At 61.3% G+C, this 25,969-nt stretch carries 20 protein-coding genes; 8 read left to right on the forward strand and 12 right to left on the reverse strand.

Annotated elements, in window-relative coordinates:
* The first annotated feature begins 84 nt into the window (after positions 1 to 84).
* A complete protein-coding gene (locus QB905_RS10200; RefSeq protein ID WP_282974905.1) occupies positions 85 to 921 on the forward strand; it encodes a sulfite exporter TauE/SafE family protein in 837 nt (278 codons plus the stop codon).
* A 96-nt stretch (positions 922 to 1,017) separates the two neighbouring features.
* On the opposite strand, the gene QB905_RS10205 is transcribed toward QB905_RS10200, so the two are convergent.
* The 4 genes from QB905_RS10205 to QB905_RS10220 form a co-directional block, all read right to left on the reverse strand.
* Positions 1,018 to 1,500, reverse strand: a complete 483-nt coding sequence (locus QB905_RS10205) for a hypothetical protein (RefSeq protein ID WP_282974906.1) — start codon at positions 1,498 to 1,500, stop codon at positions 1,018 to 1,020.
* A gap of 89 nt (positions 1,501 to 1,589) precedes the next feature.
* Positions 1,590 to 2,120, reverse strand: coding sequence for a hypothetical protein (locus QB905_RS10210; RefSeq protein ID WP_282974908.1), 531 nt, complete (start codon positions 2,118 to 2,120; stop codon positions 1,590 to 1,592).
* The gene (locus QB905_RS10215) at positions 2,117 to 3,751 is read right to left on the reverse strand and encodes an alpha-L-fucosidase (RefSeq protein ID WP_282974910.1); all 1,635 of its coding nucleotides are present in this window, start codon (positions 3,749 to 3,751) and stop codon (positions 2,117 to 2,119) included. Before QB905_RS10215 ends, QB905_RS10210 begins: the two co-directional genes overlap by 4 nt.
* Positions 3,748 to 5,178, reverse strand: coding sequence for a sialate O-acetylesterase (locus tag QB905_RS10220; protein WP_282974912.1), 1,431 nt, complete (start codon positions 5,176 to 5,178; stop codon positions 3,748 to 3,750). The genes QB905_RS10215 and QB905_RS10220 overlap by 4 nt, the downstream gene beginning before the upstream one ends.
* Positions 5,179 to 5,515: 337 nt before the next feature.
* On the opposite strand from QB905_RS10220, the gene QB905_RS10225 reads away from it, so the two are divergent.
* The 7 genes from QB905_RS10225 to QB905_RS10255 all read left to right on the forward strand — a co-directional run bounded on the left by QB905_RS10225 (position 5,516) and on the right by QB905_RS10255 (position 14,323).
* A complete protein-coding gene (locus tag QB905_RS10225; RefSeq protein WP_282974915.1) occupies positions 5,516 to 6,568 on the forward strand; it encodes a LacI family DNA-binding transcriptional regulator in 1,053 nt (350 codons plus the stop codon).
* Between the two features lie 270 nt (positions 6,569 to 6,838).
* On the forward strand, positions 6,839 to 8,011 hold the full coding sequence (locus QB905_RS10230) for a fumarylacetoacetate hydrolase family protein (protein WP_282974917.1): 1,173 nt from the start codon (positions 6,839 to 6,841) through the stop codon (positions 8,009 to 8,011).
* 31 nt (positions 8,012 to 8,042) lie between these two features.
* Positions 8,043 to 8,792, forward strand: a complete 750-nt coding sequence (locus QB905_RS10235; RefSeq protein WP_282974919.1) for an SDR family NAD(P)-dependent oxidoreductase — start codon at positions 8,043 to 8,045, stop codon at positions 8,790 to 8,792.
* A gap of 187 nt (positions 8,793 to 8,979) precedes the next feature.
* Entirely contained in the window at positions 8,980 to 9,921 is a 942-nt protein-coding gene (locus QB905_RS10240; protein ID WP_282974921.1) for an SMP-30/gluconolactonase/LRE family protein, read from the forward strand.
* A gap of 14 nt (positions 9,922 to 9,935) precedes the next feature.
* Positions 9,936 to 11,720 carry an IlvD/Edd family dehydratase gene (locus QB905_RS10245; protein ID WP_282974924.1) on the forward strand — a complete coding sequence of 595 codons (1,785 nt, stop codon included), beginning with the start codon at positions 9,936 to 9,938 and terminating at the stop codon, positions 11,718 to 11,720.
* Positions 11,721 to 11,967: 247 nt separating this feature from the next.
* Entirely contained in the window at positions 11,968 to 13,404 is a 1,437-nt protein-coding gene (locus QB905_RS10250) for a sugar porter family MFS transporter (protein WP_282974926.1), read from the forward strand.
* A gap of 73 nt (positions 13,405 to 13,477) precedes the next feature.
* On the forward strand, positions 13,478 to 14,323 hold the full coding sequence (locus QB905_RS10255) for an aldose 1-epimerase (protein ID WP_282974928.1): 846 nt from the start codon (positions 13,478 to 13,480) through the stop codon (positions 14,321 to 14,323).
* A gap of 14 nt (positions 14,324 to 14,337) precedes the next feature.
* On the opposite strand, the gene QB905_RS10260 is transcribed toward QB905_RS10255, so the two are convergent.
* From QB905_RS10260 to nirB, 8 genes are all read right to left on the reverse strand, one after another.
* Positions 14,338 to 15,318, reverse strand: a complete 981-nt coding sequence (locus QB905_RS10260; RefSeq protein WP_282974930.1) for an aldo/keto reductase — start codon at positions 15,316 to 15,318, stop codon at positions 14,338 to 14,340.
* 118 nt (positions 15,319 to 15,436) lie between these two features.
* Positions 15,437 to 15,715 carry a hypothetical protein gene (locus QB905_RS10265; protein WP_282974932.1) on the reverse strand — a complete coding sequence of 93 codons (279 nt, stop codon included), beginning with the start codon at positions 15,713 to 15,715 and terminating at the stop codon, positions 15,437 to 15,439.
* A 133-nt stretch (positions 15,716 to 15,848) separates the two neighbouring features.
* Positions 15,849 to 18,557: a glycoside hydrolase family 3 C-terminal domain-containing protein gene (locus tag QB905_RS10270; protein WP_282974933.1), complete on the reverse strand. Its 2,709-nt coding sequence runs from the start codon at positions 18,555 to 18,557 to the stop codon at positions 15,849 to 15,851.
* A gap of 104 nt (positions 18,558 to 18,661) precedes the next feature.
* A complete protein-coding gene (mobA, locus tag QB905_RS10275) occupies positions 18,662 to 19,213 on the reverse strand; it encodes a molybdenum cofactor guanylyltransferase (protein ID WP_282974934.1) in 552 nt (183 codons plus the stop codon).
* Positions 19,210 to 19,989, reverse strand: coding sequence for a uroporphyrinogen-III C-methyltransferase (gene cobA / locus QB905_RS10280; RefSeq protein WP_282974936.1), 780 nt, complete (start codon positions 19,987 to 19,989; stop codon positions 19,210 to 19,212). Before cobA ends, mobA begins: the two co-directional genes overlap by 4 nt.
* Before the next feature lie 247 nt (positions 19,990 to 20,236).
* Positions 20,237 to 22,906, reverse strand: a complete 2,670-nt coding sequence (locus QB905_RS10285) for a nitrate reductase (protein WP_282974937.1) — start codon at positions 22,904 to 22,906, stop codon at positions 20,237 to 20,239.
* A gap of 175 nt (positions 22,907 to 23,081) precedes the next feature.
* Positions 23,082 to 23,417, reverse strand: a complete 336-nt coding sequence (gene nirD, locus QB905_RS10290; RefSeq protein WP_282974938.1) for a nitrite reductase small subunit NirD — start codon at positions 23,415 to 23,417, stop codon at positions 23,082 to 23,084.
* A complete protein-coding gene (gene nirB, locus QB905_RS10295; protein WP_282974939.1) occupies positions 23,414 to 25,909 on the reverse strand; it encodes a nitrite reductase large subunit NirB in 2,496 nt (831 codons plus the stop codon). The genes nirD and nirB overlap by 4 nt, the downstream gene beginning before the upstream one ends.
* Positions 25,910 to 25,969: the final 60 nt, after the last annotated feature.

Genomic DNA, 25,969 nt, shown 5'->3' on the forward strand with positions numbered 1-25,969 from the left:
TCTCAGTTTTTGTTGTAACGCGCATCTCGATCCAAAAAGTGCGGCACGCTTTTTGGATGCGCTCTAACGGACACATTCCGCCTTATGATCCACCTCATCTCGTCCTCCCTGGCTGGCGTGCATGTCAATCCGTTTTACGCGCTTGCCGGGCTGCTGGTGGGCGCTCTGGTGGGCCTGACCGGCGTGGGCGGCGGCTCGCTGATGACGCCGATCCTCGTGCTCTTGTTCGGCATTCATCCGGCCACGGCCGTCGGCACCGATCTGCTCTATGCCGCAATCACCAAGGGCGTCGGTACGGCTATCCACGGTTCGCGCCGCACGGTGGACTGGCGCGTGGTGGGCCTGCTCACCCTGGGCTCGGTTCCGGCCACCCTGCTCACCCTGTTCGGCATCGCCCATTGCGGCAAGAGCGCCGCCATGTCGTCGCTGATCACCCACGTTCTGGGCTATGCTCTGTTTCTGACGGCCATCATGCTACTGCTGCGCGGCCGCATCCGCCGCTACGCCGAACGCCAGCAGGCTGCGGCTCTGGCTGAGGGTGCCGATGAAAGTAAGCTGCACGCCCGCCGCATCGCCCTGACCATCATGGTGGGTCTGCTCCTCGGTTTTCTGGTGTCGCTGTCGTCGGTGGGGGCGGGCGCGCTGGGCGTGACGGCGCTGATCCTGCTCTATCCGCAATTGCCGACCGTCAAGATTGTCGGCTCCGACATCGCCCACGCCGTGCCCCTGACCTTTCTGGCCGGCGCCGGTTATTTCTTTCTCGGCAAGGTCGAGGTGTCGCTGCTGATCTCGCTGCTGATCGGCTCCCTGCCAGGCATTATACTGGGCAGCCTTTTGGCGCCGCGCGTGCCCGAAAAAGTGCTGCGCATCGTGCTGGCAACGGTTTTGAGTCTGGTCGGCATCAAGCTGGTGACCGGTTAAAACCCTCACCTAGAGCAACGAGCGTTTCATTTGACTTACAAATTGAATGCGAGATGCGGAAAAACGTAAAATGGAGAGCGGTTTACCTGATTCCGCTTATTTTTTAAGATCGCATTGAATAGTGACCGGCTTGGCCTGAGCGCCGCTCAGCAGGCCGTCATACTGGTTACAGGTGAGGATATTTGCCATGCCCGCCGCCGGATCGAGATAGGCGCGCACCGTAACCGACAAGGTGCCGTCCTTGATCCTGCCCTTCATGTCCGGCGCGAGGCCATTGCCGGTCATGACCACGGTCTGGTCATGACCCTCCACCATCACCTGATCCTCACCCATATTGATGTGACCCGTATCATCAACGCGGTCAGCCGAGGCGGGCACCGGATCGGCATAATAATAGCCATCCACCACCACCTGCTTGCCCAGCGCCTTTAATTGCGCGGCGGCGGCGGGGGTGAAGCTTAAGGCCACCTGATAGCCGTGGGCGGCCTTCGGCTGGCTGCATTGGTTGAGCATCAGGCCGGTCAGGATGGCGGCAGCGGCGGCAAAGCCCGCCTTGATCAGGGTATGGTTGCGCAACATAACAGTCTCCGAAAATCAGGAGGCTGTGTTTATACCATGCGCGGAAAATGCGCCAGAGACAAATATTCCGTGTACGGAAGCTTGCGCTTTCAACCCGCCAGATCGCAGCTCAAAACGATGGGCCTTGACTGGGCCGTAAAGACATAGTCCTGAAATATATCGCATTGCAGGACGCCTTTCTTGTCGGCCACAGCCTCGACCAGCACCAGCGGCTTGCCGCTATTGATGCTTTTGAGCGCCTCCGTCGGTACATCCTTGCCGTCGAAATTGACCTTCGCCGAATAGGTATAGGCGTGACCATTGACCGTGTACGGCGTATCGGTTGGCGTCACCTCAACCGTATCGGTCTTGATGTCGATCACGCCGAACTTATCGACCTGACTGGCCGTGGCCGGGATGGGCAGGCCGTAATAACGCGCCGACACCCTCACCTTCTGGTGCAGCTTTTTCAGCCTGGCCACGGCCTGCGGCGTGAAGGTCAGGGTGACGCCAAACGCATAGGGCGGCGGCGGCGGGGCCACAGGCGCGCTGGCCTTATCGTCGGTCTTTGCCTGACATTGCACAAGGCTTAAGGCCAGCAGTGCGGCCATACCCAGCTTCATAAGGTTCGAATAGATCATGCCACCAGCCCCGTTCCCATGATTTTCAATACCGGCGTAAAGGCCGGACGCGCATCGGGCAGTTTCACCGTCAGCCCGCCCAAGCCTAGCTCGAAATCGAGCGGCTGGCCATGCCCCAGCAGTTCGATGCGCCCTATGCTGCCTTTACGCTGCGGGCTGCCCTGCGCCATCGCCGTAATGACCATATAACCACTGTCAGGCCACGCCTGCCCCAGAACATAGAGGATGCCCTCCTTCGTAGTGAAACGGATGTCCTCATAGGTGAAGGGCTTGACATCACCTTCATTCATCGCCCCCTCAACCGGATGGAACGGCCCCTCGCCGTAAATCTCCCACGGGCGGGTAGCGAAGATGGCGTCGCCATTGACGGCCATCCAGTCGGCCATTTCAGCCAGAATCTTTTCTTCCTTATCGTCGATCGCGCCATTGCCGCGCACCGGAATACTGAGTAGCAGATTGCCGTTTTTCGACACCACATCAATGAGGCGCTGGATCACGTCCTTTGCGGTTTTATAGCCATTGCGCTCATAGAGCGGGCGATCATAGTGCCAGTTGCCGATGCAGGTATCGGTCTGCCACGGGATCGGGCGCAGATGATCGGAAAAACCGCGCTCGACATCCTCGGTCATGGCGTGGCGCTGTAAATCGCTCAGCTTCTTGCCGGTGGCGATCACATCGGGCTTGCCGTGCCATTTCAGGCCCTGATTGTAATAATAGGCCGTGGCGTCCAGCCCTGCCTGTTCGAGCGGCAGGCCGGTATCGTCATAATAGACGAGATCGGGCTGATACTTGTCGATCAGGTCATTGGAACGCGCCAGCCATTTCTTGACATAATAGGGATCATGGGGCGGCACCGTCTCCAGCCACTGACCGGAATGGGCGTCCGTATAGGCGTCCATCGCCTTGATCGAGTCGATGCCGTCGGGCGCCACCATATCGCCGTGGGGGCCGGTATAAAGCTCCTGCGGATCAAAACCGTCCCACCACTGACCCTGACCATCGGCTTTCTTCAGTCGGTAGGCGTCATAGCGCAGGCCGCGCACCGCACCTTCCGGGTCATAACCATAGGCGGTCTGCCACCAGTGCCAGGCATGGGCCATATGGTTGGACACGCCGAATTTCAGCCCCTGCGCCCGCGCCGCCTTCGCCCAGCCCGCCATCGTATCGACCTTGGGGCCCAGCTTCGTGATGTTCCACGCCTGATATTGCGAATCGAACATATCGAAATTGTCGTGATGCCCCGCCAGGGCCATGAAATATTTCGCACCGGCCTTTTTATAAAGGCCCATCAGCCGGTCAGGATCCCACTGGTCGATCTTCCAGTCTTTCAGGAACTGCATAAAGCCGAACTGCGCCGGATGGCCGTAGGTGGCGACATGGTGATCATAAAAGCGATTGCCCTGCTGGTACATCTGGCGGCCATACCAGTCGCCCCATTCAGGGATGCACTGCGGCCCCCAGTGCGCCCAGATGCCGAGCTTGGCGTCGCGGAACCAGTCCGGTGTCTGGTAACCGGCGGCCAGCGAGTCCCATGTGCCGGTAAAGCGTTCGGTCTTCGCCCTTGCAGTCGTTCCCGCCATCAGGCCGGTGGCCGCGCCTGCACCAAGCAGGCCGCGCCGTGAAACTCTCATTGCGCAATCTCCATCTCGCCAATCTTCATCTCAAAAGGAACGGCGGGCAGGTCGTCGGCACTATACAGATTGACATAGGGGGCATCGGCCCAGGCGTAGCGCACCTTGATCGTATCAGGCGTATCGGCGCCTTTCAGCACCACGGTCTGACCATCGGGTATGGCCGTGACATAATGACAGGCGTCCTTGATGTCGCAGGCCTCAAAACCGATGGCTGTACTGGCGCTATAGGTTTTCAAACCAGCCCCGGCATAGCGAAAATGCACGACCAGATCATCGCCCGAACGGCTGACCGAGGTGGCTTCAGGGCCGGTGGGCGTGACGGCCTGACCGAAGGCGATGGCGTCGGCGGCGCGCGCCAGACGATTACCGACAATGGTTTTTTCGGTCGGATGAATGTCGTTGCGGTCGCCGAAATCAAAGCTGACAGCCAGTGCCGCGTGCGGATCGGCATCGACCGCACGGCGCTGCACCTCGCGCACAGCCGCCCAGTCGGATTTTCCCGGCTGGCTGGCGGGCGCGCCGAAAGATGACAATTGCACGATCAGAAACGGCATGTCGGGCCGGTTGAAAGCGCCGCGCCAGTCGGCCATCAGGGTCGGCAGGAGCTGCGCATATTCCTGCGGATTGTCGGTATTCGATTCGCCCTGATACCAGGCAATCGCCTTGACAGTGTAAGGGGCCAGAGGCGCGATCATGGCATTGTACAGCGAAGACAACTCGTTCGGTGCCCATTGTGTCGCTTCGATATGGCCGTGATAGCCGATGCGCTGCAAGGCTCCGGCACTGATCCACGCCTGAATCGTGGTGCCGCCCCAGTAGGAATCGATGAAGCCGACGGGCACGCCATGCTCTTTTTGCAAGGCCTTGCTCATATAGTAACAGACTGCCGAGGCGTCGCCCGTGCTATCCGGCCCGGCCACGCGCCAGCTTGCCGGTTTCGTCAGTTCGGTTTGCGGCGTGCTGGCACTGGCCGTATCGATGTTGATAAAGCGCAAATTGGCATTGGCCGAGGCGCCGACCTCGTTCCAGGCATTGGTGGCGAACTTGACCGGAAACTGCATGTTCGACTGGCCGGTGCACAGGAACACATCGCCGATCATGATGTCGCTGAGCGTGGTGCTGCCCGCCGCATCTGTCGCTGTCAAACTGTAGGGGCCGCCCGCGCTCATGGCCGGCAGATCGGCCTGCCAATGGCCCTTCGCATCGGCGCTGACCAAGGCCTGCTGGCCATTCAGGTTCAGGGTGAGCTTGGCATGGGCAGGGGCCGTGCCCCACAGATGCAGCGGACGGTCGCGTTGCAAAACGCCATGATCGCCGAAAATCCCTGCGAATCTTAGGTCAGAATTTTGCGCCAGAACCGGGCTGGCCGCCGCAGCCAGGCCTATAGCCAGAACCGAAAAGGCGCGGATATATCGTAAAACCATCTGGCAACGTCTCCCTTCAGAGGCAAAACCTTGAATCCCTTGCGCATTTTAAACCGCTTGTCGTGCGCCGGGCGGTCGTTTCCTCTATTTGTTTTATTTATCTGCGGACGGACTGTGATGTCTGTCAATCCCGATAACGGCAAAAAAACGCCGTATCTTCAAGCTATTTTGCGAACATGCATTGTGGGTCGCATTATTCATTTTTGCATAACAAATATATTTCACAAGCAAAAAACATGGGACTTAACCATTTGCCAAGCGGCGCAAGCCGTCCTATACACAGATAAATCTAAGCAAAACGGCCATGTGAATGCCGTATCGGGTAAAGGACTGTAGGGTGGCGCGAAAGGTTGGTCGGCGCGGGGGCAATATCGTCACCATTCATGATGTCGCGCGCCATGTCGGCGTTTCACCCATGACGGTGTCGCGCGTCATCAATGGCGAAAAAAATGTCCGTGAGGAAACGCGGGCCAAGGTGATGGCCTCGGTCGAGGCGCTCAACTATTCGCCCAATCTGGCGGCGCGCTCGCTGGCCACCCAGGATTCGGCGCGTATCGGCCTGCTCTATTCCAACCCGTCCGTGGCTTTTTTAAGCGAATTCCTGCTCGGCATCCTGTCGGAAAGCTCGCAGGGCGGCGCGCAATTGCTGATCGAATCGTGCGAAGGCCCCGAAGGGGCTACCACCGCGCTGGAAAAGATGAAGGCGGGCGGTTGCGATGGTGTCATCCTGTCGCCGCCCCTGTCGGATTCGACGCGCGTGGCCAGAACCCTCACCGAAATGAACCTGCCCTTTGTCGGCGTGGCGATGGCGCGTCTGGCCGATGATGTGTCCTGCGTCATGATCGACGATTTTAAGGCCGCCAAGGCCATGACGCGGCGGCTGCTCGAACTGGGCCACCGCAAAATCGCCTTTATCAAGGGCCCGCCCAATGCCTATGCCAGCCAGAAGCGCTTCGAGGGCTTTGAAGCCGCCATGCTCAAGGCAGGGCTGGAGGTTGAGGCGACCGCCGTGGCGCAGGGCTCCTTTACCTACCGTTCCGGCTTCGACGCCGCCGAACGCCTGTTGAGCCAGAAAATTCGCCCCACCGCCATCTTCGCCTCTAACGATGACATGGCCGCCGGTGCCGTGGCCGCCGCCCACCGTCTGGGCCTTGATGTACCGACTACCGTCACCGTGGTAGGGTTCGACGATACGGCAATGGCCTCATCGGTCTGGCCCGAACTGACCACGGTGCGCCAGCCCATCGCCGATATGGCGGGGCTGTCGGTGCGCGTCCTGCTTGACGCCATTCGCGCCCACCGCCAGGGCAGGTCGTTCGAGCCGGTGCGCGAAATTCGTGACTTTTCCCTGATCGAGCGCCAGTCATCGGCGAACGCAGCGGAGCCCTGAATTCCAGAATCGCAGACGGTGAATCCGGTTGTTATCGTCGGCGATATGGCATATTTTTCTTGACTCATGCTGCTGATTGCCAGATTGGTAGCGCTAACACAAAAGAAGCCCGTGAGCGGTGCAAGCCACTCTTGCAGGGTCTGACAGGTTGAGACGAAGGCGAGCAACCGCCACCCACAAAACGCACATCGCCTTATCTTAAGGAATTCGACGACTATGCCCGAAACCGCGCCCCAAAACGTGTCCCCCAGCACGTCCCCAAATGCGTCTATGGCCTTTTTGCCGCAGGACTGGCGTGACGCCACCCTGATCGGCCGCATTGAACTGCCCGAAGGCCCGACGCCGATCATGGTCAGGGGCGGCGAGGTGTTCGACATGACGCCGGTGGCCCCCACTGTGTCGCAGCTTCTGGCCGTCTGGCCGCAGGCGGGTGTGCCTGCGGGCGGCAAGAGCCTGGGCAAGATCGAAGATTTCCATTTCGGCAAGCTGTGGAGCGGCGCGCGCGACGGTGCGCAGCTTTTGTCGCCGGTCGATCTGCAATGCGTCAAGGCAGCGGGCGTCACCTTCGCCGTGTCGGCGGTTGAGCGCGTCATCGAAGAACGGGCGCGTGGCGATGCCGATAAGGCGCAGGCCATCCGCAACGATCTGGCCGAACGGGTCGGCGGCGACATCCGCTCGGTCAAGCCGGGTTCAGAAGCCTCGGCCAAGCTGAAGGCCGCCCTGATCTCGGATGGTTTGTGGTCGCAATATCTCGAAGTGGCCATTGGCCCCGATGCCGAGGTCTTCACCAAGTCGCCGGTGCTCTCTTCGGTCGGCTGGGGCGAAGAGGTCGGCGTGCGCTCCGATTCGACCTGGAACAACCCCGAACCCGAAGTGGTGATGGTGGTGACGCCGGAAGGCCGCGCCGTCGGTGCCACGCTCGGTAATGATGTCAACCTGCGCTGCTTCGAGGGCCGTTCGGCCCTGCTGCTCGGCAAGGCCAAGGACAACAATGCCTCCTGCGCCCTGGGTCCCTTTGTGCGCATGTTCGATGACAGCTTCACGATAGATGATGTGCGTTCCGCCGTGCTCGACCTGAAGATCGACGGCCCGGAAGGCTATGAGCTGGTCGGCCGCTCCACCATGAGCGAGATCAGCCGCGACCCGCTCGATCTGATCGCTCAGGCGATGAGCGAGCACCATTACCCCGATGGCTTCGTGCTGATGCTCGGCACCCTCTTCGCCCCGACGCAGGATCGTGACGTGCCGGGACGCGGCTTCACCCACAAGATCGGCGATGTCGTCAAGGTGGCCACGCCGAAGCTCGGCTGCCTGGAAAACCGTGTCACCACCTCAAAGGACGCGCGCAACTGGACGTTTGGTATCGCCGCCCTGATGCAAAATCTGGCCGATCGCGGCCTGTTGCGCCCGCGCAGCCCCGAAGCCGCCCGCAAGGCTGGCTAAGCCCCCCTGTTTTTGGAAAAGTGAGTTCTTAATGTCGTCTGCAATCTATCCCAGCCTGAAGGGCCGCAAGGTGCTGATCACCGGCGGCGGTTCCGGCATCGGCGCCGGGCTGGTCACCGGTTTCGTGCGTCAGGGTGCGCATGTCCATTTTATCGATCTGGTCGATGAGGTCACAGCCACACTCGATGCGGGCGTGATGGGCACGGCCCCGGTCTTCCACAAATGCGACCTGACCGACACCCCGGCGCTGGAAAAGACGCTCGCCGCCATCCTGGCCGACGGGCCGGTCACCATCCTGCTCAATAATGCCGCGCGCGATGATCGTCATTCCCTGTCGGAAGTCACCTCGGAATTTTTCGACAAGAGCATCGCCGTCAATCTCAAGCACATGGCCATGTGTACCCGCGTCATCGCACCGGGCATGAAGGCGGCAGGCGGCGGGGCCATTATCAATTTCGGCTCGATTTCCTGGCACTTAGGCCTGCCCGATCTGGTGCTGTACGAAACCGCCAAGGCGGCCATTGAAGGCTTTACGCGCGCCCTGGCCCGCGAACTGGGCCCCGATAATATCCGCGTCACCACCATCATTCCCGGCAATGTGAAGACGCCGCGCCAGATGAAGTGGTACACACCCGAAGGCGAAAAACAGATTGTTGACGCCCAGTGCCTGACGGGCCGCATCGTGCCGGAAAACGTCGCGTCTCTGGCCATGTTCCTGGCGTCGGACGACGCCGCGCTCTGCACCGGCCACGGCTACTGGATCGACGCGGGATGGCGGTAGGCTCAACGAAAAGTTCGGCCCTTTGGGCCGATACATTTTCGTTGGTCTTCATTTTCGGCACATCAAAACTCGGGGCGGCCCTTCGTTTTGATGTGACTTCCCTATACCTCCCCGGCTATGCCGGGGAGGGGGATCATTTGCGGAGCAAATGGTGGTGGGGGTTCTTACCTTTAATAGAGTCCGCAACATGACCGACCTTTTCCAACCCTCCTGCATCTGGGATCTGAAGGCCACACTCGGCGAAGGGCCCGTCTGGTCGGCGCGCGATCAGGCCGTCTGGTTCGTGGACATCAAGCAAAGCCTTGTCCACCGCTATAATGTGCAGACCGGCGCGCACCAGAGCTGGACGGCGCCTTCGCCGTGCGGCTTTCTGGCTCCGAAACGTGACGGCGGTTTTATCGTCGGCTGCAAGACCGGCCTTTACGATTTCGATCCGGCCACCGGTCATTTCAGCCTGCTCAGTCATGTCGAGCCCGGCCTGCCCGGCAATCGCCTCAATGACGCTTGCGTCGATCATCAGGGTCGCCTGTGGTTCGGCTCGATGGACGATGCCGAAGAGCAGGCCAGCGGCAAGCTTTATCGCTATGATGCGCGCGGCCTCAAGATGATGGACGAGGATTACGTCATCACCAATGGCCCCGCCGTCAGCCCGGATGGCCGGACGCTCTACCACAATGACACGTTGAAAAAACTGATCTACGCCTTTGATCTCAGCGAAGACGGCGACATCAGCAACAAACGCATCTTCGCCCGTCTCGATGCCGATCAGCCCGCCGACATCAGCAGCGCGCCCTGCTACGCCCATGAGATGGCCATACAAAAAACGCATGGCGACGGCTATATGGATGGGCCGGTCGTCGATTCCGCCGGCAATGTGTGGAACGCGCTTTTCTTTGGCTGGGGCGTCAACTGCTATGCGCCCGATGGCCGTCTGCTGCGCAAGGTGCGCTTCCCCGTTTCCAACGTCACCAAGATCGCCTTTGGCGGCGATGACCTCAAGACCGTTTACGCCACCACCGCCGCCAAGGGCCTAAACCCCGATGAACTGAAATCGCAGCCGCTGGCCGGTGGCCTGTTCAGCTTCCGCGCCGATATAGCCGGTCAGACCCAGAATTTGTTTTTCGCTTAAAAATGAGAACGCCCATGTCCAGACAACCCGCCACACCCAATGGCCGCTTCCGTTCGCAGGAATGGTTCGATGCGCCCGGCCATATCGACATGGCCGCCCTCTATCTTGAGCGCTTCATGAATTACGGCATCACGCCGCAGGAACTGCGCTCAGGTCGTCCGATCATCGGTTTTGCCCAATCGGGCAGCGACATCGCGCCGTGCAACCGCATCCATCTGGAGCTGGCCAAGCGCACGCGTGAAGGCATCCGCGATGCAGGCGGCATCTGCATGGAATTCCCGACCCATCCGATTTTCGAGAATTGTCGCCGCCCCACCGCCGCCATCGACCGCAACCTGTCGATGATGACCCTGATCGAGATCCTGCATGGCTATCCGCTCGACGCCGTGGTGCTGACCACCGGCTGCGACAAGACGACACCCGCTGGCATCATGGCGGCTACGGCGGTCGATATTCCGTCCATCGTGCTGTCGGGCGGCCCGATGCTTGATGGCTACCATAATGGTGAACTGGTCGGCTCCGGCACGGTCATCTGGCGGTCGCGCCGCGCCCTGGCGGCAGGCAAGATCAGCGAGGAAGAGTTCTTCGACGCCGCCTGTTCATCGGCCCCTTCGGCGGGCCATTGCAACACGATGGGCACGGCCTCGACCATGAACGCCGTCGCCGAGGTGATGGGCCTGTCCCTGCCCGGCTGCTCGGCCATTCCGGCGCCCTACCGCGAACGCGGCCAGATGGCCTATGAAACCGGCCTGCGCATCGTCGAAATGGCCTATGAAGACTTAAAGCCGTCGAAAATCCTGACCAAGGCGTCCTTCCTCAACGCCATCGCCGCCGTGGCCGCCATGGGCGGCTCGACCAACGCCCAGCCGCACATCATCGCGATGGCGCGTCATGCCGGGATCGAGCTGACCGAGGCCGACTGGATGGCGGCGCACGATATTCCGCTGATCCTCAATATGCAGCCTTCGGGCAAATACCTGGGCGAACGCTTCCATCGCGCCGGTGGCGTACCGGCCATCCTGCACGAGCTGATGGTGGCGGGCCGCCTTGACGGCACGGCGAAAACCGTGACCGGCAAATCCATCGCCGACAATATCGCAGGCCGCGAAACCCACGACCGCGAAATGATCACCACCGTGGCCGAGCCTTTGATGGAGCGCGCCGGATTCCTGCTGATGAAGGGCAATCTGTTCGACGTTGCCATCATGAAGACCAGCGTGATTTCGGATGAGTTCCGCCAGCGTTACCTGTCGCGCCCCGGCCATGAAAACGTCTTTGAATGCAAGGCCGTCGTGTTCGACGGTTCGGATGATTATCACAAGCGCCTCAATGATCCGGCGTTGAATATCGACGAAAACACCATCCTCGTCATTCGCGGCGCGGGTACGATCGGCTGGCCCGGTTCCGCCGAGGTCGTCAATATGCAGCCGCCCGATGCTCTGCTGAAGCGCGGCATCACGAGCCTGCCAACGCTTGGCGATGGCCGCCAGTCGGGCACCTCGGATTCGCCGTCCATTCTCAATGCCTCCCCGGAAAGTGCGGCGGGTGGCGGTCTGGCCTGGTTGCGCACCGGCGACATCATTCGCGTCGATCTGAATAAGGGCGAATGCAATATGCTGGTCAGCGAAGATGTGATCAATGAGCGCAAAAAAGACGGCCTGCCGCCGATTCCGGCCTCAATGACCCCCTGGCAGGAGATCTATCGCGCCACGGTTTCGCAATTGCACACCGGTGGCGTGATGGAACCGGCCCTGAAATATACGCACATTGCCGACAAAATGCCCCGCCATAACCACTGACGGCCGGGCCTGACATGCTGCAATGCACCGCTGGTAGCGTTAACAGATTGCGCCCGTTTTGCAGGTGAAAACGGGCGCAAAGCCTTAAAATATCTCGCTTATCTGGATAGGAGCGCTTGCCTAGAAGCGGCCTTGCCATTAAGGGTTCCTTAAGCGGTGACCACAAGCGGACGAAGTTCCGTGGCAGCCACATAGACCGCGATTTTCGGTAAGGACGATAACGTCCTTCAGTAGGGAGAGATTGAGGATGACCTCAACCACTAAATCCGTGAACATGGGTCTGGTCATGGGGCTCGCCATCGGCGCGGCTCTGGGCGGGCTTTTGTTCGGCTACGACACCGCCGTGATCAATGGCGCGGTCGAATCCATCAAACACAATTTTATCGATCCGCGTACCGCTCTGGACGAATTACAGCGCAACAATCTGTTTGGCTGGGCGACCGGCATAGCCCTGCTTGGCTGCGTCGTCGGATCGGCCATTGCAGGCCCGCTGGCCACCAAGATCGGTCGCCGCGGCGGCATGATGATCGCCGCACTCCTGTTCTTTGCTTCTTCACTCCTGTCAGCCTATCCCGAAACCGCCCTGGCCCCCATCGGCCATATGGGCGTTGACGCGCTCACCCCCTTCATGGTGTACCGCTTCCTCGGCGGCATCGCCATCGGCATGGCCTCACTGATCTCGCCCATGTATATTGGTGAAATTGCGCCCGCCAAGTCTCGCGGTATGCTGGTCACCTTCCAGCAGCTCGCCATTGTCGGCGGCATCCTGCTGGTGGCCATCGTCAATCTGTATATTTCGCGCGCCGGCGGCGGCAGCGACACCTGGATCGACGCGGTCGGCTGGCGCTATATGCTGGCCTCCTGTGCGCTTCCGGCTGGCCTGTTCTTTCTGGCCGCCTTCTTCATGCCCGACACGCCGCGCTGGTATGTCATGAACGGCCACGAAGAAAAGGCCATGAAGCTCCTGACCTCGCTCGACGGCATCGACGACGCCACCGCGACGATGGCAGAGATCAAAGGCAGCCTGAATCAGCATTCGGGCAAGCTGTTCTCGTTCGGCGTCGGCATCGTCGTCATCGGCATCTTCCTGTCGATCTTCCAGCAGTTCGTCGGCATCAATGCCGTGCTCTACTATTCCAACATGATGTTCAAAAACATCGGTCTGGGCAATGACGCCGCCTTCCTGCAAACCGTCATCATCATGGCCACCAATGTGGTCTTTACGCTGGTGGCCACCTTCACGGTCGATCGCTGGGGCCGCAAGCCGCTGCTCATTCTGGGCGGTATCATCATGGCCGTGGCCATGCTCGGCATGGGCTTCATGTTCCAGAGCCATATGGAAGGCACGGCGCTTCTCGGCGCGGCCATGCTCTATGTCGCCGGTTTCTCGCTGTCGTGGGGTCCGGTGGTCTGGGTCATGCTGTCCGAGCTGTTCCCCAACTCGATCAAGGGCAAGGTCATGGCCATCGCCGTGGCGGCGCAGTGGATCGCCAACTTCCTCGTGACCTGGTCCTTCCTGGTCATCGACGGCGACACCCGCCTGAACGCCGTCTTCAACCACGGCTTCGCCTATTATGTCTATGGCGCCTGCTCGATCCTGGCGGCTCTGTTCGTCTGGAAGTTCGTGCCGGAAACCAAGGGCCGCACACTGGAAGCCATCGAAAGCTTCTGGAAGAAGTCGTAAGTTTTATGCGTATGGGGGCGGAATCTGGCCACGGATTCCGCCCCTTTTCTTTTAAGCGACGAAAGGCAGGATAATGCTGCGCTTAAGCTCAGGGGACAGCGTCCTCGATCTCAATCCCGATCTCGGCGGGTCGATTGCCCGTTTCACGCATAAGGGCGCTGACGTGATGCGCGCCACGCCCGAAGACGCCGACGACGCGCTGCAAACCGCCTGTTTCCCGCTCGTGCCCTTCTGCAACCGCATCCGCGATGGCCGTTTCGTGCTGGAAGGCCGCAAGGTGCAGCTTTCGCCCAATCTCGGTGACCACCCCCACGCCCTGCACGGTCAGGGCTGGCGCAATGGCTGGCAGGTGATCGAGGCGTCGCCGTCGCGCGCCGCGCTCAGCTATCGCCATGCCGCCGATGAATGGCCGTGGGACTACGAATCGACGCTCGTTTACGAACTGCGCCCCAAGGGTTTGCGCATGTTCCTCAATGTCAAAAACCTGTCGGGTGGCCACATGCCCGCTGGCCTCGGTTTTCACCCCTATTTCAACCTGACGCCGGATACGCGCCTGAAGGCCAGCGTTGACGGCGTCTGGATTTCCGACGAAGACACCCTGCCGCGCAACTGGCACGCCGGTGCGCTGTACAAGGACTGGACGCACGGCGACCGGCTGGTTTTCGATAAGCTGATCGACAACTGCTATACCGGCTTTAAGGGCCGCGCCGAAGTTTTCGAAGGCGAGCGCCTGACCCACACGCTTCGCGCCTCGCCCGATTGCCACTGGCTGCATATTTTCGTACCGCCTGGCGAGGCCTTTTTCTGCGCCGAACCGGTCAACCACATGCCCGATCCGTTCAATCAGCCCAATTCCGGCATGAAGTGCCTGAAGGCCGGTGAAACGCGCATGATCTGGATGGATATTGCGATCGCGTGAGAACGGTCTGCAACTTATTCAGAACACGGAGCATCCTGCCGGATCAGTCCTTCGGTTTTCAGCGCCGCCCATAAGGCCGCCGGGATCGGCGTCTGCATCAGGGCCAGATTGGCGCGCACCTCAGCGGGCGAGGCCATGCCTGCCACCACCACGGCCACCGCCGGATGGGCCAGCGGAAATTGCAGGGCGGCCGCAGCCAGCGGCACGTCAAACGCCCGGCACACCGCCTCCAGACGCGCCACGCGGGCACGCACGCTGTCCGGCGCGGGCGCATAATTATAGGCCGCCCCGCCGCTCAATATGCCGGAATTGAATGGCCCCGCCGCCAGAATCTGCACGCCGCGCGCCGCGCACAACGGCAGGAAATGGTCGAGCGCCCCCTGCTCCAGCAGGGTGTAGCGCCCCGCCAGCATCACCATATCAAGATCGGCATGACCGAGCACGGTTTCGGCGATTTCTGTCTCGTTGATGCCCAGACCGATGGCGGTAATGCGCCCCTCAGCCTTCAGTTCGCACATGGCGGGATAGCCGCCCTCCAGAAAGTCCCGCAGGTGACGGGGATGCGCCTCGCCATGCGTCAAGGCACCGAGATCATGGGCCAGCAGGATGTCGATTCGGTCGCGTTTCAGGCGTTTCAGGCTGTCTTCGAAGCTGCGCAGCACGCCATCACGGCTGTAATCGAACTCCGGCTCGAACGGATCGCCATCGACAAAGCCGTGGCGTTCGGTGCCCAGCGGCGGCGCGGCAATCGGCCTTAACACCCGCCCGACCTTGCTCGACAGGATCACGGCCTCGTCAAGCTGCGCCAGACGGCGCTCAGACAGGCCCTGACCATAATGCGGCGCCGTATCGACATAGCCTATGCCACCGGCAAGGGCGGTATCGCGTGTTGCTTTCGCTGTCTCGTCATCCAGCGCGCGATACAGATTGCCAAGTGTCGCCGAGCCGAAGCCAAGGCGATGGGCGGGCGGCCAGGAAGCCAGCGAAACGGTCATGAAAGGCCCTGCTGAATGTGTTTATCTTTAAAAATCCTTCTTAAGAATAAAAACGCTCGCCGACAAGACATGAAAAAGGCCCGGTTCTGACACCGGGCCTTTTTTCATCTGTGACCGCTTACTTACGCGGTACGTCTTCCGTATAGGTGGGTTTCAGGGTCGGATCGTTCCAGATTTTTTCGTCTTCGTCGGCGATGGTTTTCGGATTACGCGGATCGATGCGGCGGGCGGCGTCAACATCCTCGGCTTCATCGCTATAGGCTTCGCTGGCCGGTTTCGGCCCCTTGGCGACGCTTTCGTCGTCTTCGTCGCGATCCCACGGTGTGACCTGCGGTTCATAGGTCGGGCCGCTGTTGGAAATGCCGCTGGGCGGCGTCTGGACATAGGTTTTCGGCATAAGACGTCCTTTCAGTAAAGGGGGGGGGCTTTCGGTAAAAGCGGGCAAAGGCTTGTCCGTTACCACCAGCTTAGACCGAAAGCGATAAGGACAGGATCGCTAAGCCACCCTGTCCTTATCAGCAGGACGTAAGTTATTTCGGCAGATCGGCCTCACCGCTGACGCTTAAGGTGGCGCTGACCGTCTGGGCGTCGCCCGGCTGGCCGCCACCGAGGCTGATCACGTAATCACCGGCCATGACCTTACGTGCGCCATCGCTCATGACCTGCGACAGATCGCGGGCATCGAGCGTAAGCGTGACGGGCAGGGTTTCACCGGCTTTCAGATGGATGCGCTGGAAACCGGCCAGAACCGGATGACCGGCCGCGCCCGGACGCTTTACATAAAGCTCGACCACCTCATCGCCATCAAGCTTGCCCGTATTGCTGACCTGCACCGTGGCCGTGACCGGATCACCCGCCTTGATGCTCGATGCCGACAGGCTGGGCGCGGCATAGGCAAAGCGGGTATAGCTGAGGCCCTGACCGAACGGATGCAGCACCGCCCCATCGAAATAGCGATAGGTGCGCCCCTTCATGCTGTAATCGACAAACGGCGGCAATTCGCTGATGTCCTGATAGATGGTGTAGGGCAGACGGCCCGAAGGATTGTTCTGGCCGCTCAAGGTGGCGGCGATGGCATGACCGCCCTCCTCGCCCGGATACCAGGCTTGCAGGATGGCGTCGGCGTTTTTTTCCACCCACGGATCGGAGATTTCGCCGCCGGTGACATAGACCACCACCAGAGGCTTGCCGGTCGCCTTCACCGCTTCGAGCATTTTCTGCTGCGCTTCCGGCAAGGCCAGGTTGGTCCGGTCGCCGCCATTGAAGCCGGGCAGATCGACCTTCATCTCCTCACCTTCCAGATCGGGCGACAGACCGACAAAGGCGACCACCGCGTCGCTGGATTTGGCGGCGGCCACGGCCCCGTCGATCAAAGGCTGGGCGGGCGCCACCCAGTCAAACGACGAGGCGCGGTCTTCGGTCGTGCGCACATAGTCGATGCGTACCGTATGGGGTTTTGTATCTTTGAAATCGACCTCGACCGGATGGCCGGGCTGGGCGCACATGCCGGAATTGCAGGCGGGCGGCGGGGCCGAGCTAATGCCCACCAGCTCCGGTGTCACCACCAGCTTGCCATCGATCCACACCTTGACATCGGGCTGCGGCTGGCCGGGACGCGACGGAGTCATGCGGAAGCCGATCTCATATTTCCCCGGCGCGGGCGGCGTGATGACGCCGGTCCAGCGCACGGAAAAGCCGAGCGGCTTCAGGCCTTGCGGCGCGGTGTGATACCAGTCGAAATTGATCACCCGGTCGGTGCGGGTCATGGCGGGCGCGCCGCTGAAATCCTTATTGTCGAAATATTCAGCCCTAAGGCCATGATCGGCGCTATCGGCGGCGGGCTTCAGATAGGTTTCCGGCACCGGCATCCGCATCGTGGCGGTCAGGCTCGCACCGGGCGCATAGGCGACATGGCCGGCACCAAAGGTTTCGCGCATGGCCTCCAGCGGCAGGGACGGGACGAGCGGAGAGCCGGTATAATTGCCTTCGATGCTTTGCAACAGATCGGCATTAGGCCCGACGACCGCGATCTTGGCATCGCTCTTCAGCGGCAGCACACCGCTGTTTTTGAGCAGCACCATTGCCTCTTCGGCGGCGCGCAAGGCCAATGCGCGGTGTTCGGACGAATTCAGTTCGCTGGCCGGGATGGCGTCATAGGGACTGCCATCGATCAGCCCCATGCGGATGCGCGCCACCATCAGGCGCTCAAGCGAAGTATCGATCTCGGCCTCGCTGATCAGCCCCTCTTTCACCGCCTGAGGCAGGGCGGCATAGGTGGTGCCGCAATCGAGATCGGTGCCCGCCTTGACCGCCGCCGCCGCCGCATGGGCGGCATCGGGCTCCGACTTATGGCCGGTCACCATATCATCGACCGCATCGCAATCGGAAACAATGAAACCCTTGAAATTCCAGTCGCCACGGATGCGCTCGGCCAGCAGCGGGCTAGCGCACATCGGGTCGCCATCGGTGGCGTTATAGGCGCACATGGTCGAATAGGCGTGGCCTTCGGTAAAGGCGGCGCGGAAGGCCGGCAGATAGGTGTCTTCAAGATCGAACGGTGACACCGGCACATTGAAACCGTGGCGCAGCGGTTCCGGCCCCGAATGGACGGCGAAATGCTTGGGCGTGGCCACGCCCTCGAAAATACCATTAGCTTGCGTCTGGATACCGGTGATGAAACCCACCGCCATCTTGCCGGTCAGGTAGGGGTCTTCGCCATAGGTTTCCTGGCCACGACCCCAGCGCGGATCGCGGAAGATATTGATATTGGGCGACCAGAAGTTGACACCGTAATAGCGGTCGGTGCCGCTCGGATCACGCTTCAGGGCCGCATTATGATTGGCGCGCCCCTCATCGGCGATGGCCTGGCCGATGTCGTGCATCAGGGCTGGGTCCCAGGTGGCGGCCATGCCGATGGCCTGCGGATAGACGGTGGTGTGGCCAGCGCGCGCCACGCCATGCAGCGCCTCATTCCACCAGCCGTAACGCTTGAGGCCGAGGCGCGGAATCGCCGGGGCATTATCCTGCATCTGGGCCGCCTTTTCCTCCAGCGTCATGCGCGACACGAGGTCTTTGGCGCGCGCTTCGGGCGTCAGGGAGGTATCAAGATAGGCGCAGGGCGCATCCGCGCAGGCAGGCGGCGGGGCATCCGCAGCCATAGCCGGCAAGGCGAGGGCTGGCAGGGCCGATACCGATGTCAGCAAAAGGGCGAGCGAAAGGGGTGTAGTGAATTTCGACATGTGACGTCTCTCTGTTGGCGCGCGCACGACAGCGCTGCTTTTTTATTACCGGCATTGGTATGACCAATTAAGCAGAGAGTCCATAGTTTTCGCACAAACCGGGCTCAGGCGCGGTTAATATTGGCAAAATCGGCCTCATGCGCCACCGCCACGATATGGACGACATGGGCCTTGATGAAATCCATGACGCGCAGGCCCGAAGGGGCCGCCCGCAAAGCCTTTTCAAGCGCCGGGCGTAAGGCCGTTTGCCAGCGCGCGCACAAAGGATAGTCACGTTCTCCGGCATAACAGGCAATGGCCGTTGCCGGGGCCTGTTCAAGCCGCGCCACATAATCATCGGGCAAGGCGGGCATGTCGCATGGGCAGGTGATGATGTGCGGCCAGCCGCTCTGTTCGGCCCGTTCGAGCGCGCTCAATACCCCGCTTAATGGCCCCCGCCACGGCAGGTCGTCATAAATCATCGGCAGGCCAAGCCCTGCCAGCCGCGTCACCCAAGGGCCGTCGATGGCTCCGGCATTAATGATCAGATCATCCGTGTACGGAGACAGGCGTTCGAGCGTGGCTTCGATCAGCGTGGTCTGACCCCAGGCATGGAAGGGTTTATTGCCCGCCATGCGCGCGCCGCGCCCGCCCGCCAGCACCACAACCGGCATCATGCCTGCCGCGCCGCCATCCCGGCCATCTCCGCGGGCAGGCGGGCATGGGCGAAGGCGCTGCCCACGCCGATCAGCACCGGCCCGTCCCAGTTTTGCGCCGCGATGACAGCGGCAAGCTGGGCCAATGTAGCGCGCACAGACCGCGCCTGTGGTCTGCCAGCATTTTCCACCGCCATGACGGCTGTGTCAGGCCCGCGCCCGGCGGCGGCCAGTGAGGCCTGAATATGGGCAGCATTATGCGACGACATGTAAAATACCAGACTGGCGGAAGGATCGGCCAGAAGCCCATCCCGAAAATCGATGCTGCCATCCTGGCCGCGTCCGGTCAAGAAGGTGACCGAGCGCGCTTCGCCGCGATGGGTGAGCGGAAACGAAAACTGCGCCGCCGCCGCCGAGGCCGCCGTCACCCCCGGCAGGGTCTTATGGGCGATGCCCTGGCGGTCGAGATGCTGGCGTTCTTCTTCCACCCGTCCGAACACGGACGGATCGCCGCCTTTCAGCCGCACCACATGCAGTCCGCGCCGCGCCAGACGCACCATCAGATCATTGGTCTTGTCCTGCGAGACGGACAGCCGGTCGCCGCGCTTGCCGACGCAGATCTTGACGCAGCGCTGCGGAGCCAGCGCCAGAATATCGTCGCTGACGAGGGCATCATACAAAAGCGCCTGCGCCGATTGCAGGGCCTTCAGCGCACCCAGCGTCAGGTGATCGACATCACCGGGCCCTGCGCCAACCAGCGATACGAAGCCGGGTTTTTGTGGATCCCTCTCGGACACATCTGCTCGGTCAAACTTTTGGACGGTAAGATTTGTCTCATACGAATATCTAATCTTTCCCCTCTCCCCGCCTGAGGGGAGAGGACGAGAGGCGAGCGTAGCGAAGGCGATCGGGTGAGGGGTAAAGCCACCCGCCATTTGCATAGCTATTGACGGTGAAGAACCCCTCACCCCAACCCTCTCCCCTTGCAAGGGGAGAGAGGGCTTTATAGCTATAGACACCAAGCCCGTTACGGGAACGACATCATCACGCGGCATGGCGCGCCTCCTTCTTTGCGTGGGACCGCAGGCATTGCTTCAGTTCACCCTTGCACGACCCGCAGGATGTACCAGCGCTGGTGGCCTCGCCGATGGCCTCCACCGTCAGCGCCCCGTCATCAATGGCCGCCGTGATGGTCTTTTCACCGACGCTGCGGCAGGCGCAGATGATGCGGCCCTTGTCTTCGACCCCCGGCAGGCGGCCAATCAGCAGGGCGGCGGTGCTGACCGCATCAAGCGCCGCATCGCCGAAGCGTTCCAGCAGCCAGTCGCGCGGTGGCAGGGGCTTGTCGATGGGGGCGATGAAGATCACGGCGGTCAGGCGGCCTTCATCGATCCGTACACGGCGCGTCAGGCCCGCCGCCGGATCATCAAGGCTCTGGCTGACGACGATGGCCGACAGATCAAGCGGCGCAATGCCCGACAACTCAAAAGCCTCGGCATGGGCGTGGCTGGAGCGCCGCCAGATGGCTTCACCAAAGTCCGGCAGCTCACCATCAAAATCGCGCGGCGTCAGGATAAAGCCGTGCCACGCTTCGCCAAAGGCAGCCACCCGCGCCGGGGTGTGCTTGAATTCCGGCTGGCCCGACAGGGGATCGACCGCCGGGCTGACCACCGGATTGGAACGGCCATAGGGGGCGAACTGGCGCGTCCAGTGCATCGGCACGCTGAGGTTTCCTTCGCGCACATCATCGGTGACGCGCGCTTTCAGGATCGCCTCGCCATAGGCGGTGGTGAGGCGGGCCAGACGGCCATCACGGATGCCAAGACGCCGCGCGTCCTTCGGGTGGATGTCGAGCAGGGGTTCGCTTGCATGGCGGTTCAGTTGCGGGGCCAGCGCCGTGCGCGTCAGGGTGTGCCAGTGATCGCGCACGCGGGTGCTGTTGAGGCTGAACGGATAATCGGGCGAGGTGGCGTGGGCCGGGCCGCTGGTCTTCGGCGCGATCAGGCGGGCGCGGCCTTCCGGCGTGGCGAAGCGGCCATCAGCAAACAGCCTGTGCGTCGAACCGCCTGCGGTAAAGGGCCAGCGCGTCGGCACCATGCCGTTATAATCATCACGTCCGATACCTGCAAAGCCCGACAGGTTGAGAAAGCGCTCGCCTTTGTTTTCAAACGCCGTCAGTCCGGCATGTTCGGCGAAGACCTCATGCGGCCCCTTCCACGCAAAAGCCTGATCCCAGGCAGCATTCATGCGCCGCGCCACATCGGCGATAATCTGCCAGTCGGGGCGCACCTCACCGGGCAGGTCGGCCATGCGGCGCTGGCGCGAAATCACGCGCTCGGAATTGGTGACCGTGCCGTCTTTTTCGCCCCAGGCGGCGGCAGGAAGCTGGATATGCGCCATGTCCATCGTATCGGTGCGCGCCATCACATCGGACACCACCACCAGCTCACAATTGGCCAGAGCCGCATGGATCTTGTTCGTGTCGGGCATGGACACCATCGGATTGGTGGCCATGATCCAGATGGCCTTGATCTGGCCGCTGCGCGCCGCTTCGAACATATCGACGGCCTTCAGGCCCGGCTTTTGCGCGATGGTCGGCGACTGCCAGTAACGCTGCACCCGCGACTTCGACGCCTCGTCGAAATCCATATGGGCGGCCAGCATATTGGCCAGCCCCCCCACTTCGCGCCCGCCCATCGCATTGGGCTGGCCAGTGATCGAAAAGGGTGCGCCCCCCGGCTTGCCGATCTTGCCCGACAAAAGATGGGCATTGATCAGGGCCAGCCCCTTATTCACGCCCTGCGCCGACTGGTTGGAGCCCTGCGAAAACAGACTGACCACTTTTTCCGTGTGCAGGAAGGCGTCATAAAAATATTTGAGATCAACGACCGAAATACCGCAATCGGCGACAATGGCTTCAAGGCTCTGATCGTCGGCGCTCAAAGCCGCCATCAGGCGCGAAAACCCTTGCGTGTGGCGGTCGATGAAATCGTGATCCACGGCGTCGCGCGCAATCAGATGGGCGCATAAACCGTTCCACAGCCGCACATCGGTCTGTGGTTTGATCATCAGGTGCAGGTCGCAGGCCTTCGCCGTATCGGTGCGCTTCGGGTCGATGCAGATACGCTTCTGGCCTTGCCTTCCCTCGATGCGGCGATACAGCACCGGATGCGTCCAGGCGGCATTATGGCCGGAAAAGACCAGCACATCGGCCTGTTCAAGATCATCATAGGTGCCGGGCACCAGATCAGCGCCGAAGGCCAGCTTGTGCGCCGCCACCGCCGACGACATGCACAGGCGCGAATTGGTGTCGATATTGGCCGTGCCGATATAGCCCTTGGCCAGCTTGTTGACGGCGTAATAGTCCTCGGTCAGCAACTGGCCCGACACATAAAAGGCCACGGCGTCCGGGCCATGCTCATGGATGATGGCGTTAAATTTTTGCGCAATCGTATCGAGCGCCTCGTCCCAGCCCGCCCGTTCCATACGGCCATTTTTGCGCATCTTCGGGGTCAGCAGACGCCCTTCCAGTCCGAAGGTCTGGCCGAGCGCCGTGCCTTTTGAGCACAGACGTCCGGCATTGGCGGGATGGGTTTCATCGCCGGTCACGCGCAGATCCCGCCCGCCATCCAGCCTTGCCTTCACGCCGCAACCCACGCCGCAATAGGGGCATGTGGTCAGGGTCGTTAAAGCGGGTACGGCGGGATCGAACAAGGACGGGACTCCAAATTTTTATCCCTCTCCCCTCCATGAGGGGAGAGGACGAGAGCCGAGCGTAGCAAAGGCGATCGGGTGAGGGGCTTTATGCATCTGACCACCAGCCCCTCACCCGAGGATCGGCGGCTTCGCCTTGCTCCTCGTCCTCTCCCCATTCTCATGGGGAGAGGGGTTACACAGGCAGGCTTAAAAAGATTTGGCCATTCTCGACCTTCAGCGGCACAGGGGGAGCGCAGCCCTTGCCCGCATCGACCCCTTGCGCCTCACCCGATTGCAGACTGATCGACCAGTTGTGCAGCGGGCAGGCAATCGACCGGCCGTGAACAATGCCTTCCGATAACGGCCCGCCCTTATGCGGGCACTTATCCATGACGGCATAATATTCGTGATCGACCGTGCAGAAGACGGCGATAGCACCCATATCGGTTTCGATGCGGCGCGCGCCCTGATGCGGTATGTCTGAGGTATGGCCAACATCGACCCAGTTCATAAGGCTGATGGCGTTCATTGTGCGCACTCCTTTAATTGATCTTGTGAAACACCATTGCGCAGGTCGGCCATTGGCGAAAACACCTTGGCAGGTTCGGATTTCGGCGCATGTTCCGCCCACGGATCAATTTGATAAACGGCCTGACTTTCCAGAAAACGGGCCACAAGAACAGCGCGCATCTCCGGCTCGGCCAGCCCGTCTTTCACGAATTGCAGCCCCACCCGTTCGATCCACGGCGCGGTGCGTTCCAGATACCAGGCGTCTTCGCGGTAGAGCTGAACAAACGCCATTGACCATTCCAGCGCCTCGGCCTCGGTCGCCACCTTGGTCAGCAGTTCGGTGCCGCGTAAGTGGATACCGGCATTGCCGCCGACATGCAGCTCATATCCGGAATCGACGCAGATCACGCCGAAATCCTTGATCGTCGCCTCGGCGCAGTTACGCGGGCAACCCGACACGGCCATCTTGAACTTGTGCGGCATATAGCTGCCCCAGGTCGCCTGTTCGAGTTTGATCCCCAGCCCCGTCGAATCCTGCGTGCCGAAGCGGCACCATTCCGAGCCCACGCAGGTCTTGACCGTGCGCAGCGCCTTGGCATAGGCGTGACCCGAAACCATGCCCGCCGCATTGAGATCGGCCCAGACGGCGGGCAGATCCTGCTTTTTGATGCCAAACAGATCGAGCCTCTGGCCGCCGGTCACCTTGACCATCGGCACGTCGAACTTATCGACCACATCGGCGATGGCGCGCAATTCCTTGGCGGAGGTCACGCCGCCCCACATGCGCGGCACCACGCTATAGGTGCCGTCCTTCTGGATATTGGCGTGGTTACGCTCATTGACGAAGCGCGAGCGCGGATCATCGTGATAGTCGCGCGGCCAGGCGCAGAGCAGGTAATAGTTGAGCGCCGGACGACACGAAGAACAACCGTCGGGCGTCTGCCATTTCAGCGCCTGCATCACGTCGGGAATGGTCTTCAGCTCAAGGTCGATAATGGCTTTACGCACCACGGCATGACCATGTTCAGTGCATTTGCAGATAGACTTCGGCCCGGTCTGGGCCTTGAAGCTGTCGCCGAGCGTCACTTTCAGCAGGCTCTCGACGATACCGGTGCAGGAACCGCAGGAGGCCGAAGCCTTGCACGCGCCGCGTAACCCATCGAGCGTGGTATGGCCAGCGCAGATCGACGCCACCACCTGACCCTTGGTTACGCCATTGCAGCCGCACACTTCCGTGGCGTCGGGCCATGCTGCAACGGCGTCAGAAGGGTCCTGACCGGCCAGGGCATGGGTGACGGCCTGACCGAAGATCAGGGTATCGCGGATACCAGCGACGCTTTCGGCCTTCTTCATCAGGTCGAAATACCAGCCGCCATCACCGGCTTCACCGAACAGAACCGTGCCGACCAGCCGGTCGTCCTTGATGACGATGCGCTTATAAACGCCACGGCCCGGATCGCGGAACACGATGTCCTCGCAGCCCTCGCCGCCACCAAATTGCCCAGCGGAATAGAGATCGACGCCGGAAACTTTCAGCCGCGTGGCCAGCGAGGTGCCAAGATAGGCGCTGTCCGGGTTTTTGGCGGTCAGCACATCGGCAAGCGTCCGGCACATCTCCCAGATCGGCGCCACCAGACCATAGCACTGGCCGCGATGCTGGGCGCATTCGCCGACCGCAAAAATATCGGGATCAGAGGTGCGCATCTGGTCATCGACCACAATGCCGCGCTCGACCACAAGGCCCGCCGATTTGGCCGGTTCGACGTGCGGACGGATACCCACGGCCATGACCAGCAGCGAGGCTGGAATGACGCGGCCATCCTTCAGCCTCAGCCCCTCGACATGGGTTTCACCCAGTATGGCTTCGGACTGGGCATTCAGCACCGAAATGACGCCACGATCCAAAAGCGCCTTTTCGAGCAGGCGTCCGGCGGCCTCATCCAATTGCCGCTCCATCAGCACATCGACCAGATGGATGACGGTCGCCTTCATGCCGCGTTTGGCCAGCCCGTAAGCGGCTTCGAGGCCCAGAAGCCCGCCGCCGATCACCACCGCCTCACCGCCTCGCTCCGCCGCTGCCTGCATGGCATCGACATCGTGCAGGTCGCGGAAAGCCACCACGCCGTGCAGATCGGCCCCCGGCAGGGGCAGACGGATCGGGTCGGAGCCCATAGCGAGGATCAGCTTGTCGTAAGGGATGCGCTGGCCATCATGCAGCACCACTTCTTTCAGGGCGCGATCCACCGACTGCACCCAGTAGCCGAAATGGGTTTTCACGCCATTGGCGTCGTACCAGTCCTGGGAATGGGTGACGATCTGGTCGAACGTCTTCTCACCGGCCAGCACCGGCGAAAGCTGGATGCGGTCATAGGTGGGCAGGGATTCGGCGCCGATGATCGAAATCTCGAACAAGCTATCCTTGCGCTTGAGTATCTCTTCAACAATGCGTCCGCCCGCCATGCCGGCGCCGATAACGACGATACGCTCTTTGGAAGCTGTTTCCGGGGTCATGTCTGAACCTTTGAGCAAAAAAAAGAGCCCCGAAGCGCACCATCTCATTGCTGAGATAGC

Source organism: Asticcacaulis sp. EMRT-3 (genome assembly GCF_030027245.1).
Classification (GTDB): Bacteria; Pseudomonadota; Alphaproteobacteria; order Caulobacterales; family Caulobacteraceae; genus Asticcacaulis.